The sequence below is a fragment of the Actinoplanes auranticolor genome (assembly GCF_018332655.1).
In the GTDB taxonomy this organism is placed as follows: Bacteria; Actinomycetota; Actinomycetes; order Mycobacteriales; family Micromonosporaceae; genus Actinoplanes; species Actinoplanes auranticolor.
In genome coordinates, this window is the sequence record NZ_BOQL01000030.1 from 76,447 (window position 1) to 101,118 (window position 24,672).

Consider the following 24,672-nt stretch of genomic DNA (forward strand, 5'->3'; position numbering starts at 1 on the left):
GGTGGCGGATACCGTGGCCGCATGATCGCCACTCCGGGCCTGAGCTTCCGCGACCATCTCCTCGCCGTACCGCTCGATCATGACGATCCCGCCGGGGCGACCATCGAGCTGTTCGCCCGGGAGGTGGTGGCCCCCGAGCGCGCCGGGGACGACCTGCCGTGGTTGCTCTTCCTGCAGGGTGGCCCGGGTGGCAAGGCGCCCCGGCCGACGGCCGCGGACGGCTGGCTCGGCCGGGCCCTGCGCACCCACCGGGTGCTGCTGCTCGACCAGCGGGGGACCGGGCGCAGCTCGCCGGTCACCGCCCGGACCGTGGCCGGCATGACGCCCGAGCAGCTGGCAGCCCACCTCCGGCTCTTCCGCGCGGACAGCATCGTGGCGGACGCGGAAGTCGCCCGGGCCCGGATCGCCGGCGGCGCGCGGTGGGACACCCTGGGGCAGAGCTACGGCGGTTTCATCACCCTCGCGTACCTCTCGCGGGCCCCCGAGGGGCTGCGCTCCTGCTATGTGACGGGCGGCCTGCCGGGCATCAAGGCGACCGTCGACGACTGGTACGCGCGCACCTACCCGCGGGTGGCCGCCCGCAACGCCGAGTACTACCGCGCGTACCCCGGGGATGTCGCGGCCGTGCGCCGGCTGGCCGACCACCTCGACGACAACGAGATCCGGCTGCCCGACGGTGACCGGCTCACCGCCCGCCGCCTGCGGTTCCTCGGCAACTCGTTCGGCATGAGCGACGGCTACGCCAACCTGCACTGGCTGCTCGACGAGGCCTGGCACGGCGACCAGCCGGCCGACGGCTTCCGGTACGCGGTGATGGCCGCCACCGGGTTCATCGACATCCCGATCTTCGCGCTGCAGGAGTTCACCTGTAACCCGGACGGCTCGGCCACCGGCTGGGCGGCCGAACGGGCCCTGGCCCGGCACCCGGAGTTCGCCGCCGACGCCGACCCGCTGCTGTTCACCGGCGAGATGATGTATCCCTGGATGTTCCGGGAGATCGCCGCGCTCCGGCCGTTCGCCGCGGCCGCCGACCTGCTGGCCGGCTACGACGACTGGCCACCGCTGTACGACCTGGACCGGCTGGCCGCCAACGAGGTCCCGGTCCACGCCGCGGTCTACTTCGACGACATGTACGTGGACGCGCAGCTCCAGCTGGAGACGGCCCGCGCGGTCGGCAACACCCGGGTCTGGGTCACCAACACCTACGAGCACAACGGGCTGCGCGTCGCCGGTGAGCACATCCTCGGCCACCTGATGGGGATGGCCGCCGGACGCCACTGACGCCGCCTCGCACCATCTGCGGAGCTCGCCGCTGACCGTCCCGGGACTGGCGCGGCGGGCGTACGGTCGATCGCACTATGGAACTGCACTGGTGGTCGGTCGAGGTCCTCGACGGCGCGACGCTCTCGGCGGCGCGCTGGCAGGACGCGCACGGCGACGCCCTGACCGAGGCGGCGCTGACGCACGGCGCGTACGAGTGGCACTGGCACCCGCATTCGTGGGGCGTGCTGTTCGAGATCGCGTTCCGTGGTGACGGGCAGTGGCCGGTGTTCCGCGAGCTGCCGGGTGTGCGCGCGGCCCTGGACGCGGTGCCCGACCCGGTCAACGGCCTGATGGTCTACCCGGGCCGCGGCGGCAGCTCGGGCCGCGTGCAGCCGCGCCGCCCCCGGCCGATCGCGGGCGCCGGCGCGGCGACCCTGCCGGTCGAGCCCGAGGTCATCGGCGCCCGGCTCGCCGAGTGCCACCCCGCCGCCACCACCGCGGACTTCGCCGCGCCCTGACGCCTATCCGAGGCGCCGTAGCGCTGTCTCGACAGCGACCTCGACCCGGGAAGTCATGCCGGGCACATCGACCGGCCGCCGCCCAGCGACCTGACCACGGATCCACTTCGGCCCGCTGTCGTCGTAGTGCAGCAGGGCATACAGGTCCCACCACGGATCGAGAGTCACCCCGGCGATCGACTCGTAGAGCGACCGGAGCTGCTCCGACCACTCGGGCGAGTAGAGCGCCGCCAAGTATCGCCGGCAGTGCCCGATGTCCATCGCGCGCGACCCCCGATGGATGGAGTTCCAGTCGGTCAGTCCGGTGATCCTCCCGCGCGACCACAGCATGTTGACGGGCAGAAGATCGCAGTGCAGAAAGACGGCATTGTCCTTTGGCGGCGGCGCCGCCATGACACCGAACGCCGCCTTCCACACCGCCGGTCTCTGTGCGTCGACCGGCACCTGAAACCCGTCCCGCGAAGCGATCCAGGAATCCGTCCACGGTCTGAACGTCCTCGCGGGCAGATCGAGGGAATGCAGCAAGACAGCGATCTCCGCGATCCTCGTCATCCACGACCCAGGTTCCGCCGGATTGAGGTCGACATGCCCCGGCAGCCGTGTCATCAGCAACGACGGCGCGCCGCCCGTCGACGCACCAGCACCATCAGCAGCCAGGACGCTCGGAACCGGGAGCCCGCTTCCCGCCACCACACCGAGGTTGGCGATCTCCTTCTCCAGGCTCCCCTGCAGGCCGAGCCCGCCCGGGTACTGCCGCAGTACGACGAACTTTCGCATTCCGCGTCGCTCGACAGTCAGCCGATGCACGGCCGAGCAGACGCCACCGGTCAATCGGCGACAGCCGACGATGCGGCTGCCTCGACCCATCGACGCCGCGACCCAGGCGAGAGTCTCCGCGGAGGGCCGGCGCTGCCGGAAGCCACCATCCCTCCAGTCGCCGTCGGTCATGAGCGCGAGCCTATGTGTCAGAGGTCCGTGGTCAGTACACCTAGCCCAGCGGCGCGGTCACCGTGAAGGAGGCGTCCGGCTTCAGGGCGGCGCTGCCGTCATTGCGGTCGATGCGCAGTTCGTAGCCGTAGTGCCGCAGGTAGAAGCCGGGATAGTTGTACGACTCGAACGAGATCCCGCTGCCTGACAGCCCGGCCCGCCCGCAGAACGTGGCGTCGTTGCGGAACGTCGCGCTGCCGTCGTTCGCCGCGAGGACCAGGCGGTTGTTGGCGTGCCGCAGGTAGCGGCCGGCCGGGTTGACCGACTGGAACGAGTAGCAGTTGCCGTTGGCCAGGCCGGCGCCGATCGTGAACGTCGCGTCCAGGCGGTCGGTGGCGGTGCCGGCCGGCTCCAGATAGCCGAGGCTGTTGCGGTGGCGCACGTACCGGTCGGGGAAGTTGACCGAGCGCAGGGACCGGTTGCCGGTCGGGACCGCGGTGCTGTCGCCGACGTTCTCCCGCAGCACGGTGAAGTGCCGCGCGGTGCCGGACAGGCCGGGCAGCTCGGTCTTGGCCGACCAGGTGTTCAGGTCGCTGCTGTCGGCGTAGTAGTAGCGCCCGGCGCCGTACTGGTCGAAGTAGAGCCGCCAGGAGCCGTTGGGCAGCTGCACCAGGGCCGGACCCTCCAGCCCGGAGCCCCAGCCCGCCCAGTTGCCCGTACCGGTGAAGGTCCAGGGTCCGGTCAGCGAGCCGGCCGTGGCGTGCTCGATGTACTTGGTCGTCTCGTTCTTCACGAACGCGTGGTACGTGCTGCCGGATTTCACCACGAAGGTGTCGATGTGGTTGGCCGGGATGCCGATCGGGGTGCGCGCGCTCCAGGCGGAGAGATCACCGTTGGTCGCGGTGATCTTGTACGGCTGGAACTGTCCCGCCGTCCCGGTCGTCGACGCCGAGAAGATGACGTGGACGCTGCCGTCGGTGTCCTTGAACCACTCCGGCGCCCAGGTGCTGCCGGTCGCGCCGTTCAGCCCGACCGTCACGTTGCGCAGGAACGTCCAGGTCACGTGGTCGGCGCTGCGGGCGAAGCCGATCGTGTTCCCGGTCCAGTTGGTCGTGTAGACGACGTAGTAGTACCCGTCGGTGTGCCGCATGATGCTCGGGTCGCGGATCAGCCCGGACGGTGGCGTGAACGCGTTCGCCCTGATCAGGTCGTAGTTCGTGGCGTTCGACGAGTCGTAGACGTACATGTTCGACTCGCTGGAGTTGGTGAAGGCTGTCATCAGGTAGTGCGGCGCGGGTCCGGCGGCGGCCGCGGGTCGGGTGGTGACCGCCGTCAGTGCCGCGGCGGCCAGCAGGCCGGTCACCGCCGCCGTCAGCAGGCGTCTGGGGATGGGCATGGCGGGTCCTCCCGGCGGCTGGGATGATGTGACCGTTAACAAGCGATGACGTCGTTCATCTCAGCGCAATACATAGATCCCCGTCAAGATGTGGGGGACCCCGGGGATGCGCCGCGGCGCGGATCCGGGCAGACTGCCCCGGATGGAGGGGGCTCAATTGCTCGGCGGCCGCTACGCGCTGCTCGACGAGATCGGTGTCGGCGGCATGGCCGTGGTCTGGCGCGCCCGCGACGAGGTGCTCGGCCGGCCGGTCGCGGTGAAGTTGCTGGCCGGCAAACACGCCGGCGAGCCGGACGCCCGCGACCGGATCCGGGCCGAGGCCCGGGCGGCGGCGGCGCTGTCGCACCCCAACATCGCCCAGGTGTACGACTACGGCGAGGCCCGCGAGAACGGGGCGTCGGTGCCGTACGTCGTGATGGAGCTCGTCCGCGGCGGCACGTTGCAGGACCGGATGGACGCCGGGCCGATGTCACCACGCTTCGCGATGCGGATGGCCGCCGAGGTGGCGGCGGCGCTGGCCGCGGCCCACGCCGACGGCCTCGTGCACCGTGACATCAAGCCGGCCAACGTGATGGTGACCGAGACCGGCGCCAAGGTCGTCGACTTCGGCATCGCCGCGGCGATCAACCCGGCCGGCACCGGCGACGAGGAGTTCGAGGTCCTCGGCACCCCGGCCTACCTGGCCCCGGAACGTCTCACCGGCGACGGTGTCGAGCCGGCCTCGGACGTGTACGCCCTCGGCGTCCTGCTCTACCGGATGCTCTCCGGGCACTCACCCTGGAGCGCCGACACCACCACCCAGATGCTCAACGCCCACGTCTACATCGACCCGGAACCGCTGCCGACCCGCCCGGGCGTGCCGGACTACATCACCGCGCTGTGCAACCGCTGCCTGAGCAAGGACACCACGCAGCGGCCCAGCGCCCGGGAGGCGGCTGCGCTGCTCGCCCAGGGTGCGGGGCTGCGGGTGGTGGAGGACGCGGCGCCCGCCGGTCCGGAGGGGCCGTCGTTCGACGACGAGCCTTCGGTGCTGATCCGGCGGCGTTCCTCCGGGGCGGCCGGGGCCGGGCCGGGGGTGGCGGTGGCTGCGCTCGGTGATCCGGATCGGGTCCCGCCGGAGATGTTCCACCCGCCGCGGCCGGCCTTCCCGGATGCCGGTGGGCCGGATGCTGGTGGGCCGGATGCTGGTCGTGGCTTCGGCGGGCCGGGCGCGGGCGGTTTCGGTGGATTTGGTCCGGCCGCCTTGGGTGGCGCTGCCGCCTTGGGTGGCGCTGCCGCCTCGGGTGGCGCTGCCGCCTCGGGCGGCGCAGGTGGCTTCGGTGGGTCGAATGCGGCGGCAGGTTCGGGCGCGGCAGCGGCTGCGGACGCCGGCTTCGGCGGGCGGCACCAAGCCGTCGAAGGCGGTGGGCCTGATTCCGCGGCCGGCTCCGCTGGAGCAAACGCTGCCGAGTTCGGCGGCGCTGGTGCTGCCGGCTTCGGCGGCGCTGGTGCTGCTGGCTTCGGCGGCGCTGGTGCTGCCGGCCTCGGCGGCGCTGGTGCTGCTGGCCTCGGCGGGTCTGGTGCGGCTGAGTTCGGCCGACCGGCCGCGACCTCCCCGCCCTCGGGCGCCGGTGCGGCTGCTGGGCCGGGTGCTGCGGCCGATCCGCGGGCTGCGGCCGATCCGCGGGCTGCGGCCGATCCGCGGGCTGCGGCCGATCCCCGGGCTGCGGCCGGGTCGGGTGCTCCGCCCGACCAGTGGACTGCGCCCGACCAGCGGACTGCGCCCGACCAGCGGACTTTGCCCGACCAACGGGCTGCGTCCGGGCCGGGCTGGCCGGACGCCGCGGCCTCAGGCGCGGCCGCAACCGCCGCGTCATCGGACCCCGTCTTCGCCGCCGGCTCGGCTTCCGCCGCCCCGACCGTCCGCCCCGCGCACAGCCACGCCGCCGCGCCACCCACCACCACGCCGGCCGCCGGAGCGCCGCCAGCCGCCTCGTCGGCCGCCGGAGCACGGGCCACGGCCCGACGCCGACGCCGACGCGTCCTCCCGCTCATCGTCGCGGTGGCGCTGCTCGGGGTCGTCGGCCTGCTCTGGTGGCTGATCAACCCCGGCGGCGACAACGCCGGGCCGTCGGCCGCCGGTCCGCTCTTCAGCGGCGCCGATGTCGTGTCGGCCGCTCCCTCGGCGGGCACGCCCTCGACCGCCGGGAAGCCCAGCGCTCCCGACGGGGCGCCGATACCCGGTCGCGCCGGCCGGACCGGAGCGGCCGCCGCCGGTGAGCCGGGCGGCCCGCCGGCCAATGGGGACTTCCCGCCGCCGGCGGACGGCGGCGGCGTCCCGGTCACGACGACGGCGGCCCCGGGCGGCGGGCCCGACCCGGAGGAGCCCACGCCCACCACCGCCGCACCCACGACCGACGCCCCGGCGGAGGAGCGGACCTTCACCTCGGCCGGTGGTTCGGTCCGGGCGACGTGTCCGAGCGCTTCGACCGCGGAGCTGCTGTCCTGGTCCGCGACCAAGCCGTACAAGGTGAACGAGGTCGACGAGGGACCGGGGTCGAGCGCTTCGGTGGAGTTCAAGCACGGCAACCGGCTGGCGCGGATCACTGTCACCTGTTCGGGTGGAGTTCCGTCCGCCGGCTGACTCAGCGCCGGGCCGGAATCCTGCCGTCCACGGGCAGCGTCGGCACGTCGACCGTGATCGTCCCGGGGTACTTCAGGCCCGTACCCGTGTTGAGAATGACCACGCTGTCGGCGGCGCCGATGAAGCCGCTGTCGCGCAGCTGCCGGGCGGCGGCCAGGCAGGCCGCTCCTTCCGGGCAGATGAAGGCGCCCTCGTCGCGGGCGACGAGCAGCTGCTCGGCCAGCAGCGCCTCGTCGCTGACCGCCACCGCTGTGCCCTCGGTGGCGCGGACGGCCTCCAGGACGAGGAAGTCGCCGAGCGCCTTGGGCACGGTGATGCCGAAGGCGATGGTCTTCGCGTCCGGGTACGGCCGGCTCACGTCGGCACCCTCCGCGAACGCCTCGACGATCGGTGCGCACCCCTCGGCCTGCACCGCCACCAGCCGCGGCAGGTCGGCGCCGATCCAGCCCAGCTCCTGCATCTCGCGCAGGGCCTGGTAGATGCCGATGATCCCGACCCCGCCGCCGGTCGGATACAGGATGACGTCCGGCACCCGCCAGCCGAGCTGCTCGACGATCTCGTACCCCATGGTCTTCTTGCCCTCGAGCCGGTACGGCTCCTTGAGCGTGGAGACCTCCTGGTAGCCGGTGCGCTCGCGGACCGCCGCGTTGATGAGTCTGCCCGCGTCGCCGATCAGCCCGTCGACGAGGTACAGCTCCGCGCCGGTGGCCACGCATTCCGTACGGGTGATGGCCGGCGCGTCGACCGGCATCGCGATCAGGCAGGTCAGGCCGGCCCGGGCGGCGTAGGTGGCCCAGGCCGCGCCCGCGTTACCGTTGGTCGGCATGGCCACGCCGGTGACGCCCAGCTCGGCGGCCCGGGAGACCCCCACCGCGGCGCCGCGCGCCTTGAAGGATCCGGTCGGCACCGTGCCTTCGTCCTTCAGGAGCAGCCCGGCTACGCCGATCCGCGCGCCGTAGCGCGGCAGCGGCAGCAACGGCGTCATACCCTCGCCCAGGGTGACCAGCCGGTCGGGGTCACGCACGGGCAGCATCTCGTGGTACCGCCACAGTGTCGCCGGGCGCGCGGCCAGCGCCTCGCGGGTCAGGGTCCGGCCCGCCCGCTCGATGTCGTAACGGGCCAGCAGCGGTACGCCGGCGTCGCTGACTCCTTGCACGACGTCCGCGTCGTAGCGGACGCCGGTCCGGGAGCACTCCAGGTGGCTGAGGGCGGAGAAGGTCATGGTGATCAGCTTGCGATGTCCGGTGTGACCGTGGGTGACCGGGGTGACGGCCGAGACGCCAATGCCTTACGGTGATGCAGTCGTTGCTTTCGGTGATGGGGGATTACTCGTGCTTCGCCGCTGGCACCTTGCCGTCCTGGTCGTGCTCGCCGCCCTGGCCCTGGCCTGCGAGGGGGCCGGGACCGCCGCTCCCGAGCCCACCGGCACCGCCAAGGGCCTGCCCGCGTCGATGGGAGCGCTGGGCGACTCCATCACCGCGGGCTACGGCTCCTGTTTCACGCTGGTCGCGTGCAGCCGCAACTCGTGGTCCACCGGCAGCAGTGCCGCGGTGGACAGTCACTACCGGCGGATCCGGGAGGACAACGGCGCGATCAGGGGCAACGCGGAGAACTACGCCGTACCGGGGGCCCGCGCGCGTGACCTCGCCGGGCAGGCGGACCGGGCGGTCGACGACAAGGTCCAGTACGTCACCGTCCTCATCGGTGCCAACGACGCCTGCGTCGACCGGGTCGCGGACATGACGAAGACCCGGACCTTCCGCAAGCAGGTCGACACGGCCCTCGCCCGGCTCAAGAAGGGGCTGCCGAAGACGCGCGTGCTGGTCGTGAGCATCCCGAACCTGTACCGGCTGTGGCAGCTGGGCCACGAGAACGAGCGCGCCGTCCGCGCCTGGCGCCGCGGCGTGTGCCAGTCCCTGCTGGCCCGGCCCACCTCGACCGCGAAGGCCGACGACGAGCGCCGCCGGCAGGTCGGGGACCGGGTGGACGCGTACAACCGGGAGCTGGAGGCGGCCTGCGAGAAGTACGGCCGCAAGTGCCGCTGGGACGGCGGCGCCGCGCACCGGGTCCGGTTCTCCCTGGACCTGGTCAACGAGATCGACTACTTCCACCCCGACGTGGAGGGGCAGAACAAGCTGGCCGACGTGACCTATCCGGGCCGCTTCAAGTGGTGAGGCCGGGCAGCGTCAGGGCTTACGGGCGACCCCGCCGTACACGGAGACCTGGGCGTCGGTCGGTTCGCCGTCCGGACCGGGGCCGTCCGGGCGCCAGCGGTTGACGAGTTCGACGCCCGGCTCGACCAGCTCCAGGCCGGTGAAGAAGCCCGCGATCCGCTCGCGCGGGCGGACCTGCATAGTCACCCCGGTACGCCGGTAGATCGCCGCCACGTGCTCCCACGCCACCGGGTCGAAGTCGCCGGTCAGGTGGGACAGCACGAGGTGGCTGCCCGGGGGCAGGGCCGCCAGCAGGCGCGCGACGATGCCGTCCGGGTCGTCCTCGTCGCCGATGAAGTGCAGGATCGCGATCAGCAGCAGGCCCACCGGGCGGTCGAGGTCCAGGGTGTCGCGCAGCTGCGGCGCCTTCAGGATGGAATCCACGTCGCGCAGGTCCGCGTCCAGATACTCGGTGCGGCCCTCGGGGGTGCTGGTCAGCAGCGCACGGGCGTGGGCCAGCACGATCGGGTCGTTGTCGACGTAGACGATGCGGGCGGCCGGGTTCACCTCCTGGGCGACGTGGTGCACGTTCGGGGCGCTCGGGATGCCCGTACCGATGTCGAGGAACTGGTCGATGCCGCGCTCCGCGGCCAGGAAGCGGACCGCCCGGCGCAGGAACGCCCGGTTCTCCCGCGGCGGCGTGCGGCTGGCCGGATTGGCCTTGATGCCCTGCTCGGCGGCGGCGCGGTCGGCGGCGAAGTTGTCCTTGCCGCCGAGCAGATAGTCATAGACCCGGGCCGGGTGCGGGCGGTCGGTCTGCAGGTCCACGGGCGGCTGCGTCTGCTCCATGCAGGGATCGTAGGCGTTCGATGGCTGTCACGGGCGTACCGTCCAGTCCTGGACGTCGATCTGACTTCCGCCGTAGCGCGGCGCGAAGATGCTCAGCACCCCGAGCGTGCGCAGCCGCTCGTGATCGACCAGCGGGTCGGAGTAGTAGATCGCGGCCGAGGTGTAGCGCAGCGTCCAGTCCTTCCAGCCGGAGGCCTTCGAGGCCGTCTGGATGTGCAGCTTGCGGGTGCTGGAGTCGCCGCTGGCCACGTAGAGGTTGTCCGCCGCGTCGACCCCGATGTCACCGCGGCTCGAGCGCTCCAGGAACGGCGTGTACGTCTGGTGCCAGACCTTCGACGCCTTGTCCCGCCAGTAGTGCACCAGCACGGCTCGCTCCCGGGCCGCGGTGAAGTCGCTGGTGCTCGGCGCCGCGGCGGGCAGGTGTGAGGCCAGCACGTGCACGATCCCGGCCTTGTCGACCACCTGCGATTCCTGGTTGATCAGGCCGCGGTTCTGGCCGATGGCCCAGACCCGCAGCCCGGCCGCGTCGGAGATCAGCGGGGAGCTGCCGGTGGTCGCGATGACGCTCCCGGCGTTGTTGCGCCAGGTACGGCCCTCGTCCCGGCTGTACGCGTAGAACAGGTCGTGGTTGGTGCTGGCGTTCGACGTCTCCCGGACCGTCCACGTCACGTGCAGCAGGCCGGTGCTGTCGTACTCCAGCCCGAACAGGTACGCGTTGTTGCCGGCCGTGGTGCCGTCGATGAACCGTCCGAGGGCGGTCCACGTGCCGGCCGCGTACTCGTAGAGCACCTCGTCGCCGGCGCCGCTGGTGCCGGTGCGCAGGGCGAGCTGCAGCTTGCCGGCCGGCGTGGTGAGGAACTGCGGATAGGTCATGGTCGGCATGCCGGCCCCGGTCAGCGTGGACACCATCGGTCCGAAGCTGGCTGCGGACCACGCCGCCGTGCCCGGGGACGTGATCAGTCCGGCCACTGACCGGCGGTAGCGCAGCACCGAGGAGTGCATGTCGAAGGCCAGGTGCAGGGTGCCGTCCTGGCGCGAGATGCCGATGCTGATGGTGTTGTGCGAGTCGGTGGAGGTCGTCGCGTAGTCGGTGAGCCGCAGGTTCTGCCACGCGCCGCCGGGCAGCTGGCGCCGGGACAGGTTCACGTAGCCGCTCTGGTCCCAGAATGCCGTGTACTGCCAGCCGGCGACGGTGGTGATGCCGTCCTGCTGGAACGACTCGCTGTTCATGTAGCCGGTGTAGGTCAGAGCGGTGCGGCCGGTGGTGGTGAGCACCGTGACGGAGCTCTGCGTCACCGTGGGAGCCGCTGCCACCGCGGGGGAGCCCGCGAGGGCGGTGGCGAGGATCAGGACTGCGGCGGTCATGAATCGTTTCATCGACCTCGGAGACTTCGCTGGGGCCCGGGACGGTTTCGCCGACGGTATGCCCCGGTCTCGTAGATCGTCAAGGACGTCGATGTCAGTGATCAGGGAGTGGCGTCCAGGGCCCGGTGCAGCGCGTCCAGGATGGAGCCGCGGTCCGCGCCGGCCGCGCGGGCGCGCCAGACGTAGTCCTCCGCGGCCCGCCGGAGCACCGAATCGTCGTCGGCCTGATCGGCCGGGCGGGCCGGGTGGTCGGCCACCCGGGTGCCGCCGCCGCGCCGGGAGACGACCAGGCCGGCCGCCTCGAGCTCCCGGTACGCCCGGGCCACCGTGCCGACGGCCAGCCCGAGGTCACCGGCGAGCTGCCGCAGCGGGGGCAGGCGCTCGCCCCGGGCCAGGGCGCCGCTGCCGATCAGGGCGGCGAGCTGCCGGCGCACCTGCTCGTACGGCGGGGTGGGATCCGTCGTCGTGACACTCAGGACGGGCGGCTCGCTCATGCCCGGGACCGCTTCGCCGGCAGCAGCAGGCAGGCGCCGCACCAGGCCGCCGCCGCGAACGCGACCAGGCCCAGCGCGGACAGGCCCTGACCCGCGCCGTCCCACCACTGGGCGGAGCACTCCGACCTGGTTCGCAGCGCGAGCGCCGCGGTCAGGGCGATGCCGGTCAGGGGTATGAGCACCAGCACGCCGGTCGCGGCGGTGACGACCTCGGCGGAACGCCGTCGCAGCGCGTCGTCGGTGGCGGCGAGCTCGGCGGCCTGCGGGCGGCGGACCACCCGGTGCAGCGTGAACGCCGCCAGCACGAGCCCGGCCACGACGGCTGACAGGGCCGGAACGGTGTAGTACGAGCCCGGCCACGGCTCCCGCACATTGCCCGGGCAGACCAGCTGCCGGCCTCCGGAGTCCGCCGAGGCGGTCACGGTCGTGAGGGTGGCCACCGCGAACAGCGCCACGATGGACGCCGCGACGCCTGCGCCCAGCAGGCGCGGGACGTAGTCGAGCGTGCGGCGCACTCGGAGCCCGGCCCGGCGCACCTGGCCCGCCGGCAGGCCGCGGGTCGCCTCGCCGGTCAGCGCCCCGGCGAACACGCCGATGCTGAAGACCGGCGCCGCCAGCAGGATGCCGCGGCCCAGCTCCGGAGTCTGGGCGGCGACGGCGATGGCAGCCCCGGTGGCCCCGGCGAGGATGCCGGCCAGGCGCCACTTCGCGGCGGGGTCGGGGCGGCGGGCGGCCGGGGCCGGCGCGGTGAGGGGCCAGTGGACCCGGGCCAGCGCGAGGGCGGCGGTGCCGAGCAGCAGCAACACCAGGACCACCGTGGCGATGACGTGCACCCGTCCCCCTTTGTGTCATGCACTTGATACAAGGGGGAGCGTGCCAGGCGGCCTCAGTTGTGTCAATACAAGGGTCGCCGCCGCGGCGTCAGATGATCAGGTTGAGCGCGCTGCCGAGCTGCCCGATGTCCAGGGTCTTGCTGGTCGTCTGACGTTCCTGCAGGGACTCCTCCTCGGTCCGGGTGAGGACCGCCTTGTCCTTGGCCGCGACCTTCTCGGCCGCCTTCGCCGCCAGGTCCTCGGCCAGCTTCAGCTGGATGCGCTGGAACTCGGTGCGGGCGCTGGGCGTGCTGGACCCCGTCGAGCCGATGGCCTCCACTGCCATGGTGAACCCCTGTCGTCGTCGCTGACTGTCGGGCCAGCCCATCGGCCGGGTCGCGGCGATCGGGACCCTTATCTCCGGGCGATTTCCCAGGCGTCGCGCAGGGCTGTCCCGCGCAGGGCGGCGTTGATGCCGAGCCAGCGCAGGGGCTCCGGCTCCCAGGCGCGGGAGCGGTGCCCGGTCCACGGCAGCCGGGTGCGCTCGGTGTCCGTACCGGTGATCAGGTCGGCCAGGGTGCGCCCGGCCAGGTTGGCCGCGGCGACGCCGTCGCCGACGTAGCCGCCGGCCCAGGCCAGGCCGTCGGCGAGACCGACCGACGGCATCCAGTCGCGGGGGATGGCGAGCGGCCCGCCCCAGCGGTACGCGATCGGCGGGTCGATGCCGAACAGCTCGGTCAGGGCCTTGCGCAGCGCCGCGAAGACGCCGGGCTCCCGGTCGTACGCCGGGCGCACCCGCGAGCCGAAGTGGTACGGCGCCCCCCGTCCGCCGAACGCCAGCCGGTCGTCGGCGGTCCGCTGGCCGTAGACGATGAGGTGCCGGTGGTCGGTGAACGTCTCGCGCCGGGCCAGGCCGATGCGTTCCCAGGCCGCGGCGGGCAGCGGCTCGGTGGCGATCATCAGCGAGTACACCGGGGCCAGGGTGCGGCGGTGCCCGGCCAGCGCGGCCGTGTAGCCCTCCAATGCCCGGACCACCACGTCCGCGCGTACCGTGCCGTGGTCGGTCAGCACCGCGCCGCGCGACAGCCGCAGCGCCCTGGTGCCCTCGTAGATCGCGACGCCGTGGCGTTCGACCGCCGCGGCCAGCCCGCGGACCAGGGCCGCCGGCTGCACCGAGGCGCAGTCCGGGCTGAACGTGCCGCCGAGCACGCCGGAGGCGCCGCACTTCTCCCGCGCCGCGGCGGCGTCAAGGAGGGTCACGTCCAGGCCGTACTCCTGCGCCTCGGCCGCCTCGGCTTCGGCCCGGCGCAGCTGGGCGGCGGACCGGGCGAGCGCGACCGTGCCGCCCTTGGCGTAGGAGCAGTCGATGCCCTCGGCCGCGGCGGTGCGGCCCACCTCGTCCACCGTCTCGGCCAGCGCCCGGTGCATGGCCACCGCCTGCTCCCGGCCGTGCTGCCGGGCCAGCGCACCCACGCCGACGGGGAACAGCCCGGAACACCAGCCACCGTTACGGCCGGAGGCGCCGAAGCCCGCGTACTGCGCCTCGATGACCGCGATCCGCAGCGACGGGTCGGCCCGGGCCAGGTAGTACGCCGTCCACAACCCCGTATACCCGGCGCCGACGATGGCGACGTCCACCTCTCGGTCGCCCGGCAACGAGGGCCGCGCCGCCGCGGGCTCCCCTAGGGCGGCCAGCCAGTATGAGGCGCTCATGGAACGTCCTTGCATGGGTTTTCCGCCGCGGGTGGACTCAGAGCCGGGCCCACGCCTCGGTCAGCACTCCGCGCAGGGCGTGCTCGATCTCGGCGAAGTGCTCCTCCTCGCAGATCAGCGGAGGAGCGAGCTGGATGACCGGATCGCCCCGGTCGTCGGCGCGGCAGTACAGGCCGGCCTCGAACAGTGCCCGGGACAGGAAGCCGCGCAGCAGCCGCTCGGACTCGTCGGCGTCGAACGTCTCCTTGGTCGCCTTGTCCTTGACCAGCTCGATGCCGAAGAAATAGCCGTCGCCGCGGACGTCACCGACGATCGGCAGGTCGTTGAGCCGCTCCAGATAGGACCGGAACAGCGCCGAATTGGCCCGGACGTGGCCGTTGAGGTCCTCGCGCTCGAAGATGTCGAGGTTGGCCAGCGCGACCGCGGAGGCGACCGGGTGCCCGCCGAAGGTGACGCCGTGCGAGAACGAGTTCGCGCCCTGCAGGAACGGCGCGACCAGGCGCTCGGACGCGATCATCGCCCCCAGCGGCACGTACCCGGAGGTCAGGCCCTTGGCACAGGTGATGATGTCGGGGGTGTAGCCGAACCGGTTCGCGCCGAAGTACTCACCGAGCCGGCCGAACGCGCAGATCACCTCGTCGGAGACGAGCAGCACGTCGTAGCGGTCGCAGATCTCGCGGACCCGCTGGAAGTAGCCGGCCGGCGGCGGGAAACAGCCGCCGGCGTTCTGCACCGGTTCGAGGAACACGCAGGCCACGGTGTCCGGGCCCTCGAACTCGATGGCCTCGGCGATGCGGTCGGCGGCCCAGATGCCGAACTGCTCCTCGCTCATCGACTCGTCCGGGCGGCGGTAGTAGTTGGTGTTGGGCACCTTGATCGCGCCCGGCACCAGCGGCTCGAACTCCTGCTTGATCAGCGGCAGCCCGGTCAGCGACAGCGCGCCCATGGTGGTGCCGTGGTAGGCGATGGACCGCGAGATGGCCTTGGTCTTCATCGGCTTGCCGGTCAGCTTGAAGTAGCTGCGGGCCAGTTTCCACGCGCTCTCCACCGCCTCGGATCCGCCGGTGGTGAAGAAGACCCGGTTGAGGTCGCCGGGGGCCAGCCCGGCCAGCCGTTCGGACAGCTCGACGGCGGTCGGGTGCGCGTAGGACCACAGCGGGAAGTAGGCCAGCTCGGACGCCTGCTTCGCGGCGGCGTCGGCCAGCTCGCCGCGGCCGTGCCCGGCCTGCACCACGAACAGCCCGGAGAGCCCGTCCAGGTAGCGCTTGCCGTTCTGGTCCCAGATGTACGGCCCGGAGCCGCGCACGATCACCGGCACCTCGCTGGCCTGCGCCCCGGTGTACGACGACATCCGGGTGAAGTGCATCCACAGGTGGTCCCGGGCGGACCCGGACAGATCCTCGGTCATCGTGTCCCCCATGCGTAGGTCTGTTTGGCCAGCTTCAGGTACATGAACGTCTCGGTGCCGGTGACGCCGGGCACCGCGCGGATGGCTTCGTTGAGCAGCGTCAGCAGGTGCTCGTCGTCGGTGCAGACGAGCTCGACCAGCAGGTCGTAGCCGCCGGCGCAGATCACCACGTAGTCGACCTCGGGGATGGCGGCCAGCTGCTCGGCGATGGCGCGCATGTCACCGACGCACTTGACGCCGACCATGGCCTGCCGGGCGAAGCCCAGCATCAGCGGGTCGGTCACCGCGACGATCTGCATCATCCCGCCGTCCAGCAGGCGCTGCACGCGCTGGCGCACGGCTGCCTCGGACAGCCCGATGATCTTCGCCAGCCCGGCGTAGGACATCCGTCCGTCCCGCTGCAGGTGCTCGATGATCTGCTTGTTCACGTCGTCCAGCGCCAGGTCCGTCACGCAGCGATTCTGGCGTGCAGTGCGGCGGATGGCAACGGAATCCGTCGGCGCATTCCGGACACTCCCGCGAATCCGTGGCGGGGCGGACCGTGCTCTGTGGAGCGGCCGCCGGGGCGGTGCGGTGACTGTCATGAGGTGGCTTCCCGGGGGTGGGGGACGAACCCTGCTGCTGCGTTTATCGCAGAATCTCGGCCCATTGACAAGTGTTTCCGTCGCGATACCGTGATCGGCACACGTTTTCATGTGACGAGCGCACCTTTTGTGGAGAGGCATGCCATGCGCGTACTGCTCGTCGGGGCCGGAGGGGTCGGCGCGGCCGCCGTCGGGATCGCTGCCCGCCGCGACTTCTACGAAGCCTTCGTGGTCGCCGACTACGACCCGCAACGGGCCCGCGCCGCGGTGGCCGGGCACGAAGGGTTCCTCGCCGCCCAGGTAGACGCCTCCTCGGCCGCGGCGGTGGCCGAGCTCTGCCGCGAGCACGCCATCACCCACGTGCTGAACGCGGTCGACCCGCGGTTCGTCATGCCGATCTTCGACGGTGCGTACCAGGCCGGCGCCCACTACCTCGACATGGCGATGTCGCTGTCACGCCCGCACGCCGAGGAGCCGTTCAGCCGGACCGGTGTCAAGCTCGGCGACGAGCAATTCGCCGCGGCCGGCCGCTGGCTCGACGCCGGGCGGCTGGCGCTGGTCGGCATGGGCGTGGAGCCCGGCCTGTCCGACGTCTTCGCCCGGTACGCGGCCGACCACCTCTTCTCCCGCATCGACGAGATCGGCATCCGCGACGGCGGCAACCTCGTCGTGGCCGGCTACGACTTCGCCCCCTCGTTCTCGGTCTGGACGACCATCGAGGAGTGCCTCAACCCGCCGGTGATCTGGGAGGCCGGCCGCGGCTGGTTCACTACCGAGCCGCTGAGCGAGCCGGAGATCTTCGACTTCCCCGGCGGCATCGGCGAGGTGGAATGCGTGCACGTCGAGCACGAGGAGGTGCTGCTCATCCCGCGCTGGGTCGACGCCCAGCGGGTGACCTTCAAGTACGGGCTGGGCAAGGAGTTCATCGACGTGCTCAAGACCCTGCACAAGCTGGGCCTGGACCGTACGGCGCCGGTGCGCGTCGGCGGCGTCTCGGTGTCACCGCGCGACGTGGTGGCGGCCTGCCTGCCCGACCCGGCCGGGCTCGGCGACCGGATGACCGGCAGCACCTGCGCGGGCACCCTGGTCACCGGCACGGGCCTGGACGGCCGGCCCCGCTCGGTGTACCTCTACCACGTCGTCGACAACGCCTGGTCCATGCGCGAGTACGGCTCCCAGGCCGTCGTCTGGCAGACCGCCGTCAACCCGATCGTCGCCCTCGAACTGCTCGCCACCGGCGCCTGGCAGGGGACCGGCGTCCTGGGCCCGGAGGCCTTCGACGCCGTCCCCTTCCTCGACCTGCTCACCGCCTACGGCTCACCCTGGCAGCTGCGCGAGCAGTGACTCCGCCAGGATGTCCAGGCCCCGCGCGATCTGCTCCTCGGAGATGACCAGCGGCGGCAGGAAACGCAGCACGTTGGCGTAGGTGCCGCAGGTCAGCACCAGCAGCCCGGCACCGTGACAGGCCCGCGCCACCGCCGCCGTGCGCAGCGGGTCCGGTTCCAGCGAGCCCGGCTTGACCAGCTCGATCGCCAGCATCGCGCCCCGCCCGCGCACCTCGGCGATGCCCGGGTCGCTCATCGCGAGGGCGGTCAGGCGCAGCATGAACTGCGCCTCGATCCGCTTGGCGGCGGCGTTGAGATCGAGCTCCTGCATGGTCTCGACGGTGGCCAGCGCGGCGGCGCAGGCGATCGGGTTGCCGCCGTACGTGCCGCCCAGCCCGCCCGGGTGCACCGCGTCCATCAGCTCGGCCCGCCCGACCACGCCGGCCAGCGGCAGCCCGCCGGCCATGCCCTTGGCCGTGGTCACCAGGTCCGGCTCCACCCCCTCGTCGGCGCAGGCGAACCAGGAGCCGGTGCGGCAGAAGCCGGTCTGCACCTCGTCGGCGATGAACACCGCCCCGGCCTCGCGGGGCCAGGCGGCCAGAGCCGGCAGGAAGCCCGGTGCGGGCACCACGAAACCGCCCTCACCCTGGATCGGCTCGATCAGCACCGCGGCCACGTTGGCCGCCCCGACCTGCTTGGAGATCACGTCGATGGCCCGGGCCGCCGCGTCCGGCCCGGACAGGCCGCAGTCGCGCAACGGGTACGACATCGGGGCCCGGTAGACCTCCGGCGCGAACGGCCCGAACCGGTGCTTGTACGGCATCGACTTCGCGGTCAGCGCCATCGTCAGGTTGGTCCGCCCGTGATACGCGTGGTCGAACACCACCACCGCCTGCCGGCCGGTCGCGTGCCGGGCCACCTTGACCGCGTTCTCCACCGCCTCGGCGCCGGAGTTGAACAGCGCCGCCCGCTTGTCGAACCGTCCCGGGGTCAAAGCGGCCAGCTGCTCGCACACCGCCACGTACGACTCGTACGGCGTCACCATGAAGCAGGTGTGGGTGAACCGCTCGACCTGCTCGCGGACGGCGGCGACCACCCGCGGCGCCGCGTTGCCGACGCTGGTCACCGCGATGCCGGAGCCGAAGTCGATCCACTCCCGGCCGTCGACGTCGTGCAGGCTCCCACCGGCCGCATGGTCCACGTAGGACGACACCATCGAGGTGACACCCCGCGCGACGGCGGCGTGGCGGCGCTTGTGTAGCTCCTCCGAACCCATGGCTCAGCCCTCGAGACTGTGCATCACGTGCTTGATCCTGGTGTAGTCCTCCAGGCCGTACACGGAGAGGTCCTTGCCGTGCCCGGAGTGCTTGAAGCCGCCGTGCGGCATCTCCGCGACCAGCGGGATGTGGCAGTTGACCCAGACGCAGCCGAAGTCCAGCCGCCGGGTCATCCGCATCGCCCGGCCGTGGTCGCGGGTCCACACCGACGAGGCCAGGCCGTACTCGACGCCGTTGGCCCAGGCCACCGCCTCGTCCTCGTCGGTGAAGCGCTGCACGGAGATGACCGGCCCGAACACCTCGTCCTGGATGATCTCGTCGGTCTGCTTCAGGCCGGAGACGACCGTGGGGGAGTAGAAGTAGCCGCGCTCGCCGACCCGGGCGCCGCCGGCCTCCAGTCCGGCATGGTCGGGCAGCCGGTCGATGAAGCCGCCCACCCGGTCCAGCTGCCGGGCGTTGTTCAGCGGGCCGTAGAGCACGTCCTCGTCGTCCGGCGCGCCGGTGCGGGTGCCGCGGGCCTGCTCGGCCAGGGCGGCCACGAAGTCGGTGTAGACGCCGGGCGCGGCCAGCACCCGGGTCGCGGCGGTGCAGTCCTGACCGGCGTTGAAGTAGCCCGCCTCGGCGATGGCTGCGGCCGCCGCCTCGATGTCGGCGTCGTCGAAGATCACCACCGGCGCCTTGCCGCCCAGCTCGAGGTGGGTGCGCTTGAGGTCGGCCGAGGCGGCCGAGGCCACCTCCATGCCGGCCCGCACCGATCCGGTGATCGACACCATCCGCGGCGTCGGATGCGCGACCAGCGCCCGCCCGGTGTCACGGTCACCGACCACGACGTTGAACACGCCCGGCGGCAGGAACTCGGCGGCGATCTCGGCCAGCATGACCGTGGTGACCGGCGTGGTGTCCGCGGGCTTGAGCACCACCGTGTTGCCCGCGGCGAGAGCCGGGGCGAACTTCCACACCGCCATCATCAGCGGGTAGTTCCACGGCGTGACCTGGGCGCACACGCCCACCGGCTCGCGCCGCACATAGCTTTCGTAGCCGGTCAGATACTCCCCGGCGGAGCGGCCCTCGAGCAGCCGGGCGGCGCCGGCGAAGAAGCGGATCTGGTCGACGGCCGGCGGCAGCTCCTCGCTGGCGGTCAGTCCGAGCGGCTTGCCGGTGTTCTGCGACTCGGCGGCCACCAGCTCGTCGGCCCGGGCCTCCACCGCGTCGGCGAACCGCAGCAACGCCCGCTGCCGGTCGCTCGGTGTGGTGTCGCGCCACTTGTCGAACGCGGTCGCCGCCGCCCGCATCGCCCGGTCGACGTCGGCCGGCCCGGACACCGGCGCGGCCGCGAAGACCTCACCCGTGGACGGGTCGATCAGGTCCTCGTACCGGCCGTCGGCCGGTTCGGCCGCCGCCCCGTCGATGAAGTTGCTCAGCACGCGCTTGGTGGTGCTCATCGGGCCTCCCGCAGAGATATCACGCCTCGCGGAGACATCTTTTCACCGAATCCGCAGCAGACAAGACCCGCGATCACTGTTTCCGTGGCGATCGCCGGGCCTATCGCACCGGCACCGTGGTCGCCCGGCGCAGCGCGAGGGCCGCGGCACCCCCGGCCGGGATGATCAGCCAGCAGGAGAGCAGCCGGTAGACCAGCACGGCGGCGGCCGCGCTGATCGCGGTCGCCCCGGTCGCGGTGAGCCCGGCGACGAGCGCGGTCTCGACCACGCCGACCCCGCCCGGGGTCAGCGGCACCTGCCGCACGATCTGCACACCGAGGTAGATTCCGGCCAGCGTGGTCACGCCCACCGGCAGGCCCAGCGCCCGGGCCGCCGCGGCCAGGCAGAGCAGATCGGTCAGCCAGTTCACCGCCGCGTACAGCAGGGCCGTCGCCCAGTCGCGCACCCGCAGCCCGGCGCCGGCCCGCCAGGCGCCGCGGGCCGAGCTCAGCAGCCGGGCGACGCGCCGCCCGGCCCGGCTGCCCCGCAGCGGGCCCGCGCCGGCGGGAGCGCGCTCCGGCCGGGCCGCGTACCGGCGCCCGAGCACGACACCGGCCGTGGTGAGCGCGGCGATCGCGGCGACCACCACGAGCGGGCGCCAGCTCAGGTACGCCTGCGGGTCGCGCGCCACGACCCCGGCGCCACCGGCCACGTAGAGCAGGGTGAGGCCGCCGATGGAGGCCAGCCCGGACACGACCGCGGACGCGGCGCCGACCCGCCGGGACACCCCGGCCTTCTGGTACTCCCGGATCGCGTAGGCGGTGGACACCGCGGCCCCGGCGGGCAGGCTGATCGACAGCGCCGACCGGGCCAGCGTGATGGCCATGATCCGCCGCACCCGCAGCCGGACCCCCAGGTTGGCCAGCAGGTGCTGCTGCTGGAACGCGAACGCCGCGAGCGAGACGACCTGCAGGGCAGCCGCGAGCGCGATCCAGCCATAGTCCGCACCGGCCAGGGCGGCCAGGAACTCACGCGGGTCCGGCAGCCGCCCGCGCAGACCGATCGCCGCCAGCACGACGACCGCGACACCGATCGCGGCGAGACGCACCCACCGCGGAACGCCCGCACGGGGGGCAACCGCCGCCGGGCGCTCCCGCACCTCGGACGGCGGACGCGACATCGCCCGATCTTCGCAAACGACGTCCAGCCCGGGCGTTACTCCTGCTGCGGCCGGGCGTCGACGTGCTCCAGTACTGCCGGGTCGGCGGTGCGCAGCCGGTCCATCTCCTCACCCGCGTCGCAGGAGAGCAGCGCGATCTCCACCGAGTCCGGGGTGCGGACCAGCACCCGCCAGGTCGCGCCGGACTCCTCCCAGCGGCGCAGCCGGTCCAGGGCCTCACTCATGCGAACACCTCCGTCAGCGCGACGTCCGGGTCGGCCAGCCGGACCGGATCGACGGTACGTCCCCGCAGCCCGGCCCGGACCAGCTCCTGGATCTGCTCGGTCACGTCCCACACGTTGACGTTCATCCCGGCGGCGACCCGGCCGTCGACGGTCCGGAAGGCGATGAACTCCCGCCCGCGCTCGTCACCGCGGATCACCACCTGGGCCTCCGTCCCGGGCGGCACCCAGCCGGCGTACTCCATGCCCAGGTCGTACTGGTCGGTGAAGAAGTACGGCAGCCGGTCCCACTCGGCGTCGCGGCCCAGCATCGCCCGGGCGGCGACCGGCCCGGAGTGCCGGGCCGTGTCCCAGTGCTCGACGCGGATCCGGGACCGCAGCAGGGGATGGTCGACGTTGGCGACGTCTCCGGCCGCGAAGATGTCCGGATCGGCGGTGCGTAGCTGCCGGTCGACGAGCACGCCGTTGTCGACCGGAAGCCGGGCCTGGTCGGCCAGGCCGGTGTTCGGCGTGACGCCGATGGCCACCAGCACGACATCGGCGTTGACGGTCGCACCGCCGGCCAGCACGACCTGGGCCACGTCCGGCCCGCCGCGCAGCTCCTGCACCCGCGCGCCGAATCGGAAGTCGACACCGTGCTCGCGGTGCAGGCCGAGGAAGACTTCCGCCAGGCGGTCGCCGAGCACCGCCCGCAGCGGCAGCTCGGCCGGCGTCACCACGGTCACGGTGGCGCCGCGCAGGCGCGCCGCCGCGGCGACCTCCAGGCCGATCCAGCCGGATCCGACGACCACGAGGTGGGTGGCGCCGTTCACGGCCCCGGCGATCCGGTCCGAGTCGGCCAGGGTACGCAGCGAGAACACGTTGCCGAGGCCGGTGCCGGGCACACTCAGGGTCCGCGGCGAGGCGCCGGTGGCCAGCAGCAGTTTGTCGTACGCGAGGTCGTCACCGTCGGAGAGGCGGACCCGGTGCTTCTCCGCGTCGATGGCGCTGATCGTGGTGGCGGTCCGCAGGTCCACGTCGTGCCCGGCGTACCAGTCCCGGTCGTGCACGTAGGCGTCGTCCCGCTGGGCCGTGCCGAGCAGCAGGCCCTTGGACAACGGCGGCCGCTCGTACGGGATCTCGGGCTCGCTGCCGATGAGCGCGACCCGGCCGGTGAAGCCTTCCGCGCGCAGGGTCTCGGCGGCTCTCGCACCGGCCAGTCCGGCGCCGGCGATGACGAACGTACGGTCCCCGGGCATCAGCACCCTCCTTTGCGGACACCTTCCCACGACTCTCCGGGTCGTGTCGGGGTCATTCCCCGATGTGAGCCCGGGGCGCCCGGCGGCAGGCTGAAACCCATGCCGAGACTCGTCAGGATCTGTGCCCTCGGCGCGCCGGCGCTCATGGTCGTCTACGGGCTGCTGCGGGTGGTCGACGGCCTCGACGGCGACCGGCACAACGGCCCGGCCTGGGACGTCGGCCACGTCGCCTTCTTCGCCGCCATCGTGCTGTTCGCCGTACTGGCCGTCGCGCTGCGCGGCCTGGACCGTCCCGCCGCGACGGCGCCACGGGTGCTGGTCGAGGCGGCCACGGTCGCCACCCTGTTCGGCGCCGTCTGCTTCCTCTGGGTCATCACCGGGGACCTCTCGGCGGACTTCCGCTCGGCCGCGCCGCTGCCGGACGCGCTGGAGCTGATCGGTCCGGCGCTGTTCCAGATCGGGCTGCTGATCCTGCTGGTCCGGCTGGTCCTGGCCCGCCGCCTGCCGGTCTGGAGCCCGGTGCTGGTGCTGGTGGGCTTCGCCGCGATCGGCGTCAACCTGGACCTGCTGCCGCTCGGCGCGGTGCTGGTCCTGGTGGCGCTGCTGCCGCTGGCGCTGTCGCGCGACGAGCGTCTCACCACCGGACAGCACCGGCCGGTCGGTTCGTAAGGGTAGCCTTACCCGGACCGAGACCTCAGTGGGGAAGTGTTGTCATGGCGAACAGGCCTGTCCGGGCGGCCACGATCGGGGAAGTCACCCGGGTCGAGCAGCTCACGCCGCACATGGTCCGCATCGTGGTGGGCGGGGCCGGCCTGAGCGGGCTCAGCGCCGGCGCGTACACCGACCACTACGTCAAGATCCTGTTCCCGCGGCCCGGGGTCGCGTACCCGGAACCGTTCGACCTCGCCGTGATCCGCGAGACGCTGCCCCGCGAGCAGCAGCCGCTGGTCCGCACGTACACGGTGCGCCGCTGGCGTCCCGAAGTCCCCGAGCTGTGGCTCGACTTCGTCGTGCACGGCGACGAGGGCGTCGCCGGCCCGTGGGCCGTCGCGGCGCAGGTCGGCGACCCGGTCCGCTTCATGGGCCCGGGCGGCGGCTACACGCCGAACCCGGCCGCCGGCTGGCACCTGCTGGCCGGCGACGAGAGCGCCCTGCCGGCGATCTCGGCGGCGCTGGAGGGCATGCCGTCCGGGGCGCCGGTGCGGGCGTTCATCGAGGTGGCGGACGCGGCCGAGGAGCAGAAGCTGGAGACCCCGGCGGACGCCGAGATCACCTGGCTGCACCGCGACGGCCGGCCGGTGGGCGAGGCGCTGGTCGAGGCGGTCCGTGCTCTCACCTTCCCGCCGGGTGAGGTGCACGCGTTCGTCCACGGCGAGGCGACGTTCGTCAAGGATCTGCGCGCCCTGCTGCGGGTGGAGCGCGGCCTGCCGATGACGCAGCTGTCCATCTCGGGCTACTGGCGGCGCGGCCTGAACGAGGACGGCTGGCAGTCGACCAAGCGCGAATGGAACCAGCAGGTCGAACGCGAGCAGGAACCCGCGGCGAGCTGATCCGCTGTCACTCCGCGCCGGCGTAGTGGGCGATCGCCAGGAGGAGGGCAACGGTGCCGGCGAAGGCCCCGCCGCCGGTGAGTATGGCGGCGGGGATGTTGTTTCCGGCCGCGTGCGACAGCAGTCCGGCGACGCCCCCGATGATCCCCGCGGTGAGCAGCATGAGCACCACCCATACCCAGCGCGGCACGCTCGGCCGGTGGGGAGAAGCCGGTGGCCCGGACGGGAGCGGGGGAATCGGTGCAGACCTGTCGATCATGGCAACCACCAAGAGTGTCGAAGCGACTACTCTTAGCATCTATTCAAGGCGGGTGAATTTCCACTTTCATTCACCAAACGCGAAATCCATCTGTAT

General features: G+C 72.5%; 24 protein-coding genes. 7 read left to right on the plus strand and 17 right to left on the minus strand.

What is annotated here, in order from left to right; genetic code table 11:
• Positions 1–21: 21 nt before the first annotated feature.
• The gene (locus tag Aau02nite_RS19965) at positions 22–1,281 is read left to right on the plus strand and encodes an alpha/beta fold hydrolase (RefSeq protein ID WP_212990022.1); all 1,260 of its coding nucleotides are present in this window, start codon (positions 22–24) and stop codon (positions 1,279–1,281) included.
• Positions 1,282–1,358: 77 nt separating this feature from the next.
• Positions 1,359–1,781, plus strand: a complete 423-nt coding sequence (locus tag Aau02nite_RS19970; protein ID WP_246595287.1) for a hypothetical protein — start codon at positions 1,359–1,361, stop codon at positions 1,779–1,781.
• A 3-nt stretch (positions 1,782–1,784) separates the two neighbouring features.
• Here Aau02nite_RS19970 and Aau02nite_RS19975 read toward each other — a convergent pair whose 3' ends face one another.
• Positions 1,785–2,729 (minus strand): phosphotransferase family protein, encoded by a 945-nt coding sequence (locus Aau02nite_RS19975; protein ID WP_212990024.1) that lies wholly within the window; start codon positions 2,727–2,729, stop codon positions 1,785–1,787.
• A 40-nt stretch (positions 2,730–2,769) separates the two neighbouring features.
• On the minus strand, positions 2,770–4,104 hold the full coding sequence (locus tag Aau02nite_RS19980; RefSeq protein ID WP_212990026.1) for a glycoside hydrolase family 43 protein: 1,335 nt from the start codon (positions 4,102–4,104) through the stop codon (positions 2,770–2,772).
• Between the two features lie 142 nt (positions 4,105–4,246).
• On the opposite strand from Aau02nite_RS19980, the gene Aau02nite_RS46535 reads away from it, so the two are divergent.
• Positions 4,247–6,727, plus strand: a complete 2,481-nt coding sequence (locus tag Aau02nite_RS46535) for a serine/threonine-protein kinase (RefSeq protein ID WP_246595288.1) — start codon at positions 4,247–4,249, stop codon at positions 6,725–6,727.
• Position 6,728: 1 nt separating this feature from the next.
• Here the strand turns inward: Aau02nite_RS46535 and Aau02nite_RS19990 are convergent, their stop codons facing one another.
• Positions 6,729–7,949 (minus strand): threonine synthase, encoded by a 1,221-nt coding sequence (locus tag Aau02nite_RS19990; RefSeq protein ID WP_212990028.1) that lies wholly within the window; start codon positions 7,947–7,949, stop codon positions 6,729–6,731.
• Between the two features lie 109 nt (positions 7,950–8,058).
• Between Aau02nite_RS19990 and Aau02nite_RS19995 the strand changes: the two genes are divergently transcribed.
• Entirely contained in the window at positions 8,059–8,901 is an 843-nt protein-coding gene (locus Aau02nite_RS19995) for an SGNH/GDSL hydrolase family protein (protein WP_212990030.1), read from the plus strand.
• Between the two features lie 12 nt (positions 8,902–8,913).
• Here the strand turns inward: Aau02nite_RS19995 and Aau02nite_RS20000 are convergent, their stop codons facing one another.
• From Aau02nite_RS20000 to Aau02nite_RS20035, 8 genes are all read right to left on the minus strand, one after another.
• Positions 8,914–9,729, minus strand: coding sequence for an SAM-dependent methyltransferase (locus tag Aau02nite_RS20000; protein WP_212990032.1), 816 nt, complete (start codon positions 9,727–9,729; stop codon positions 8,914–8,916).
• A 27-nt stretch (positions 9,730–9,756) separates the two neighbouring features.
• Entirely contained in the window at positions 9,757–11,094 is a 1,338-nt protein-coding gene (locus tag Aau02nite_RS20005; protein ID WP_212990034.1) for a BNR repeat-containing protein, read from the minus strand.
• A 101-nt stretch (positions 11,095–11,195) separates the two neighbouring features.
• A complete protein-coding gene (locus tag Aau02nite_RS20010) occupies positions 11,196–11,588 on the minus strand; it encodes a GntR family transcriptional regulator (protein WP_212990035.1) in 393 nt (130 codons plus the stop codon).
• A complete protein-coding gene (locus Aau02nite_RS20015; protein WP_212990036.1) occupies positions 11,585–12,421 on the minus strand; it encodes a hypothetical protein in 837 nt (278 codons plus the stop codon). The genes Aau02nite_RS20010 and Aau02nite_RS20015 overlap by 4 nt, the downstream gene beginning before the upstream one ends.
• Positions 12,422–12,509: 88 nt before the next feature.
• A complete protein-coding gene (locus tag Aau02nite_RS20020; RefSeq protein ID WP_212990037.1) occupies positions 12,510–12,746 on the minus strand; it encodes a hypothetical protein in 237 nt (78 codons plus the stop codon).
• A 68-nt stretch (positions 12,747–12,814) separates the two neighbouring features.
• Positions 12,815–14,113: an NAD(P)/FAD-dependent oxidoreductase gene (locus Aau02nite_RS20025; RefSeq protein WP_212990038.1), complete on the minus strand. Its 1,299-nt coding sequence runs from the start codon at positions 14,111–14,113 to the stop codon at positions 12,815–12,817.
• Positions 14,114–14,150: 37 nt separating this feature from the next.
• Entirely contained in the window at positions 14,151–15,521 is a 1,371-nt protein-coding gene (locus Aau02nite_RS20030) for an aspartate aminotransferase family protein (RefSeq protein ID WP_212990039.1), read from the minus strand.
• Positions 15,518–15,973, minus strand: coding sequence for an Lrp/AsnC family transcriptional regulator (locus Aau02nite_RS20035; protein WP_246595289.1), 456 nt, complete (start codon positions 15,971–15,973; stop codon positions 15,518–15,520). Before Aau02nite_RS20035 ends, Aau02nite_RS20030 begins: the two co-directional genes overlap by 4 nt.
• Positions 15,974–16,249: 276 nt before the next feature.
• Here Aau02nite_RS20035 and Aau02nite_RS20040 point away from each other — a divergent pair, with 276 nt between their 5' ends.
• A complete protein-coding gene (locus Aau02nite_RS20040) occupies positions 16,250–17,449 on the plus strand; it encodes a saccharopine dehydrogenase family protein (protein WP_212990041.1) in 1,200 nt (399 codons plus the stop codon).
• Here the strand turns inward: Aau02nite_RS20040 and gabT are convergent.
• From gabT to Aau02nite_RS20065, 5 genes are all read right to left on the minus strand, one after another.
• On the minus strand, positions 17,423–18,706 hold the full coding sequence (gene gabT / locus Aau02nite_RS20045) for a 4-aminobutyrate--2-oxoglutarate transaminase (RefSeq protein WP_212990042.1): 1,284 nt from the start codon (positions 18,704–18,706) through the stop codon (positions 17,423–17,425). The two genes, Aau02nite_RS20040 and gabT, sit on opposite strands and share 27 nt — an antisense overlap.
• Positions 18,707–18,709: 3 nt before the next feature.
• A complete protein-coding gene (locus tag Aau02nite_RS20050) occupies positions 18,710–20,149 on the minus strand; it encodes a gamma-aminobutyraldehyde dehydrogenase (protein ID WP_212990043.1) in 1,440 nt (479 codons plus the stop codon).
• Positions 20,150–20,249: 100 nt separating this feature from the next.
• Positions 20,250–21,308 carry a lysylphosphatidylglycerol synthase transmembrane domain-containing protein gene (locus tag Aau02nite_RS20055; protein ID WP_212990044.1) on the minus strand — a complete coding sequence of 353 codons (1,059 nt, stop codon included), beginning with the start codon at positions 21,306–21,308 and terminating at the stop codon, positions 20,250–20,252.
• A 35-nt stretch (positions 21,309–21,343) separates the two neighbouring features.
• Positions 21,344–21,532, minus strand: coding sequence for a hypothetical protein (locus Aau02nite_RS20060; RefSeq protein WP_212990045.1), 189 nt, complete (start codon positions 21,530–21,532; stop codon positions 21,344–21,346).
• Positions 21,529–22,767 (minus strand): NAD(P)/FAD-dependent oxidoreductase, encoded by a 1,239-nt coding sequence (locus Aau02nite_RS20065; RefSeq protein ID WP_212990046.1) that lies wholly within the window; start codon positions 22,765–22,767, stop codon positions 21,529–21,531. The genes Aau02nite_RS20060 and Aau02nite_RS20065 overlap by 4 nt, the downstream gene beginning before the upstream one ends.
• A gap of 99 nt (positions 22,768–22,866) precedes the next feature.
• Between Aau02nite_RS20065 and Aau02nite_RS20070 the strand changes: the two genes are divergently transcribed.
• Both Aau02nite_RS20070 and Aau02nite_RS20075 read left to right on the plus strand, forming a co-directional pair.
• Positions 22,867–23,436: a hypothetical protein gene (locus Aau02nite_RS20070; RefSeq protein WP_212990047.1), complete on the plus strand. Its 570-nt coding sequence runs from the start codon at positions 22,867–22,869 to the stop codon at positions 23,434–23,436.
• A 44-nt stretch (positions 23,437–23,480) separates the two neighbouring features.
• Positions 23,481–24,317, plus strand: a complete 837-nt coding sequence (locus tag Aau02nite_RS20075; protein WP_212990048.1) for a siderophore-interacting protein — start codon at positions 23,481–23,483, stop codon at positions 24,315–24,317.
• Between the two features lie 7 nt (positions 24,318–24,324).
• On the opposite strand, the gene Aau02nite_RS20080 is transcribed toward Aau02nite_RS20075, so the two are convergent.
• The gene (locus tag Aau02nite_RS20080; protein WP_212990049.1) at positions 24,325–24,507 is read right to left on the minus strand and encodes a hypothetical protein; all 183 of its coding nucleotides are present in this window, start codon (positions 24,505–24,507) and stop codon (positions 24,325–24,327) included.
• Positions 24,508–24,672: the final 165 nt, after the last annotated feature.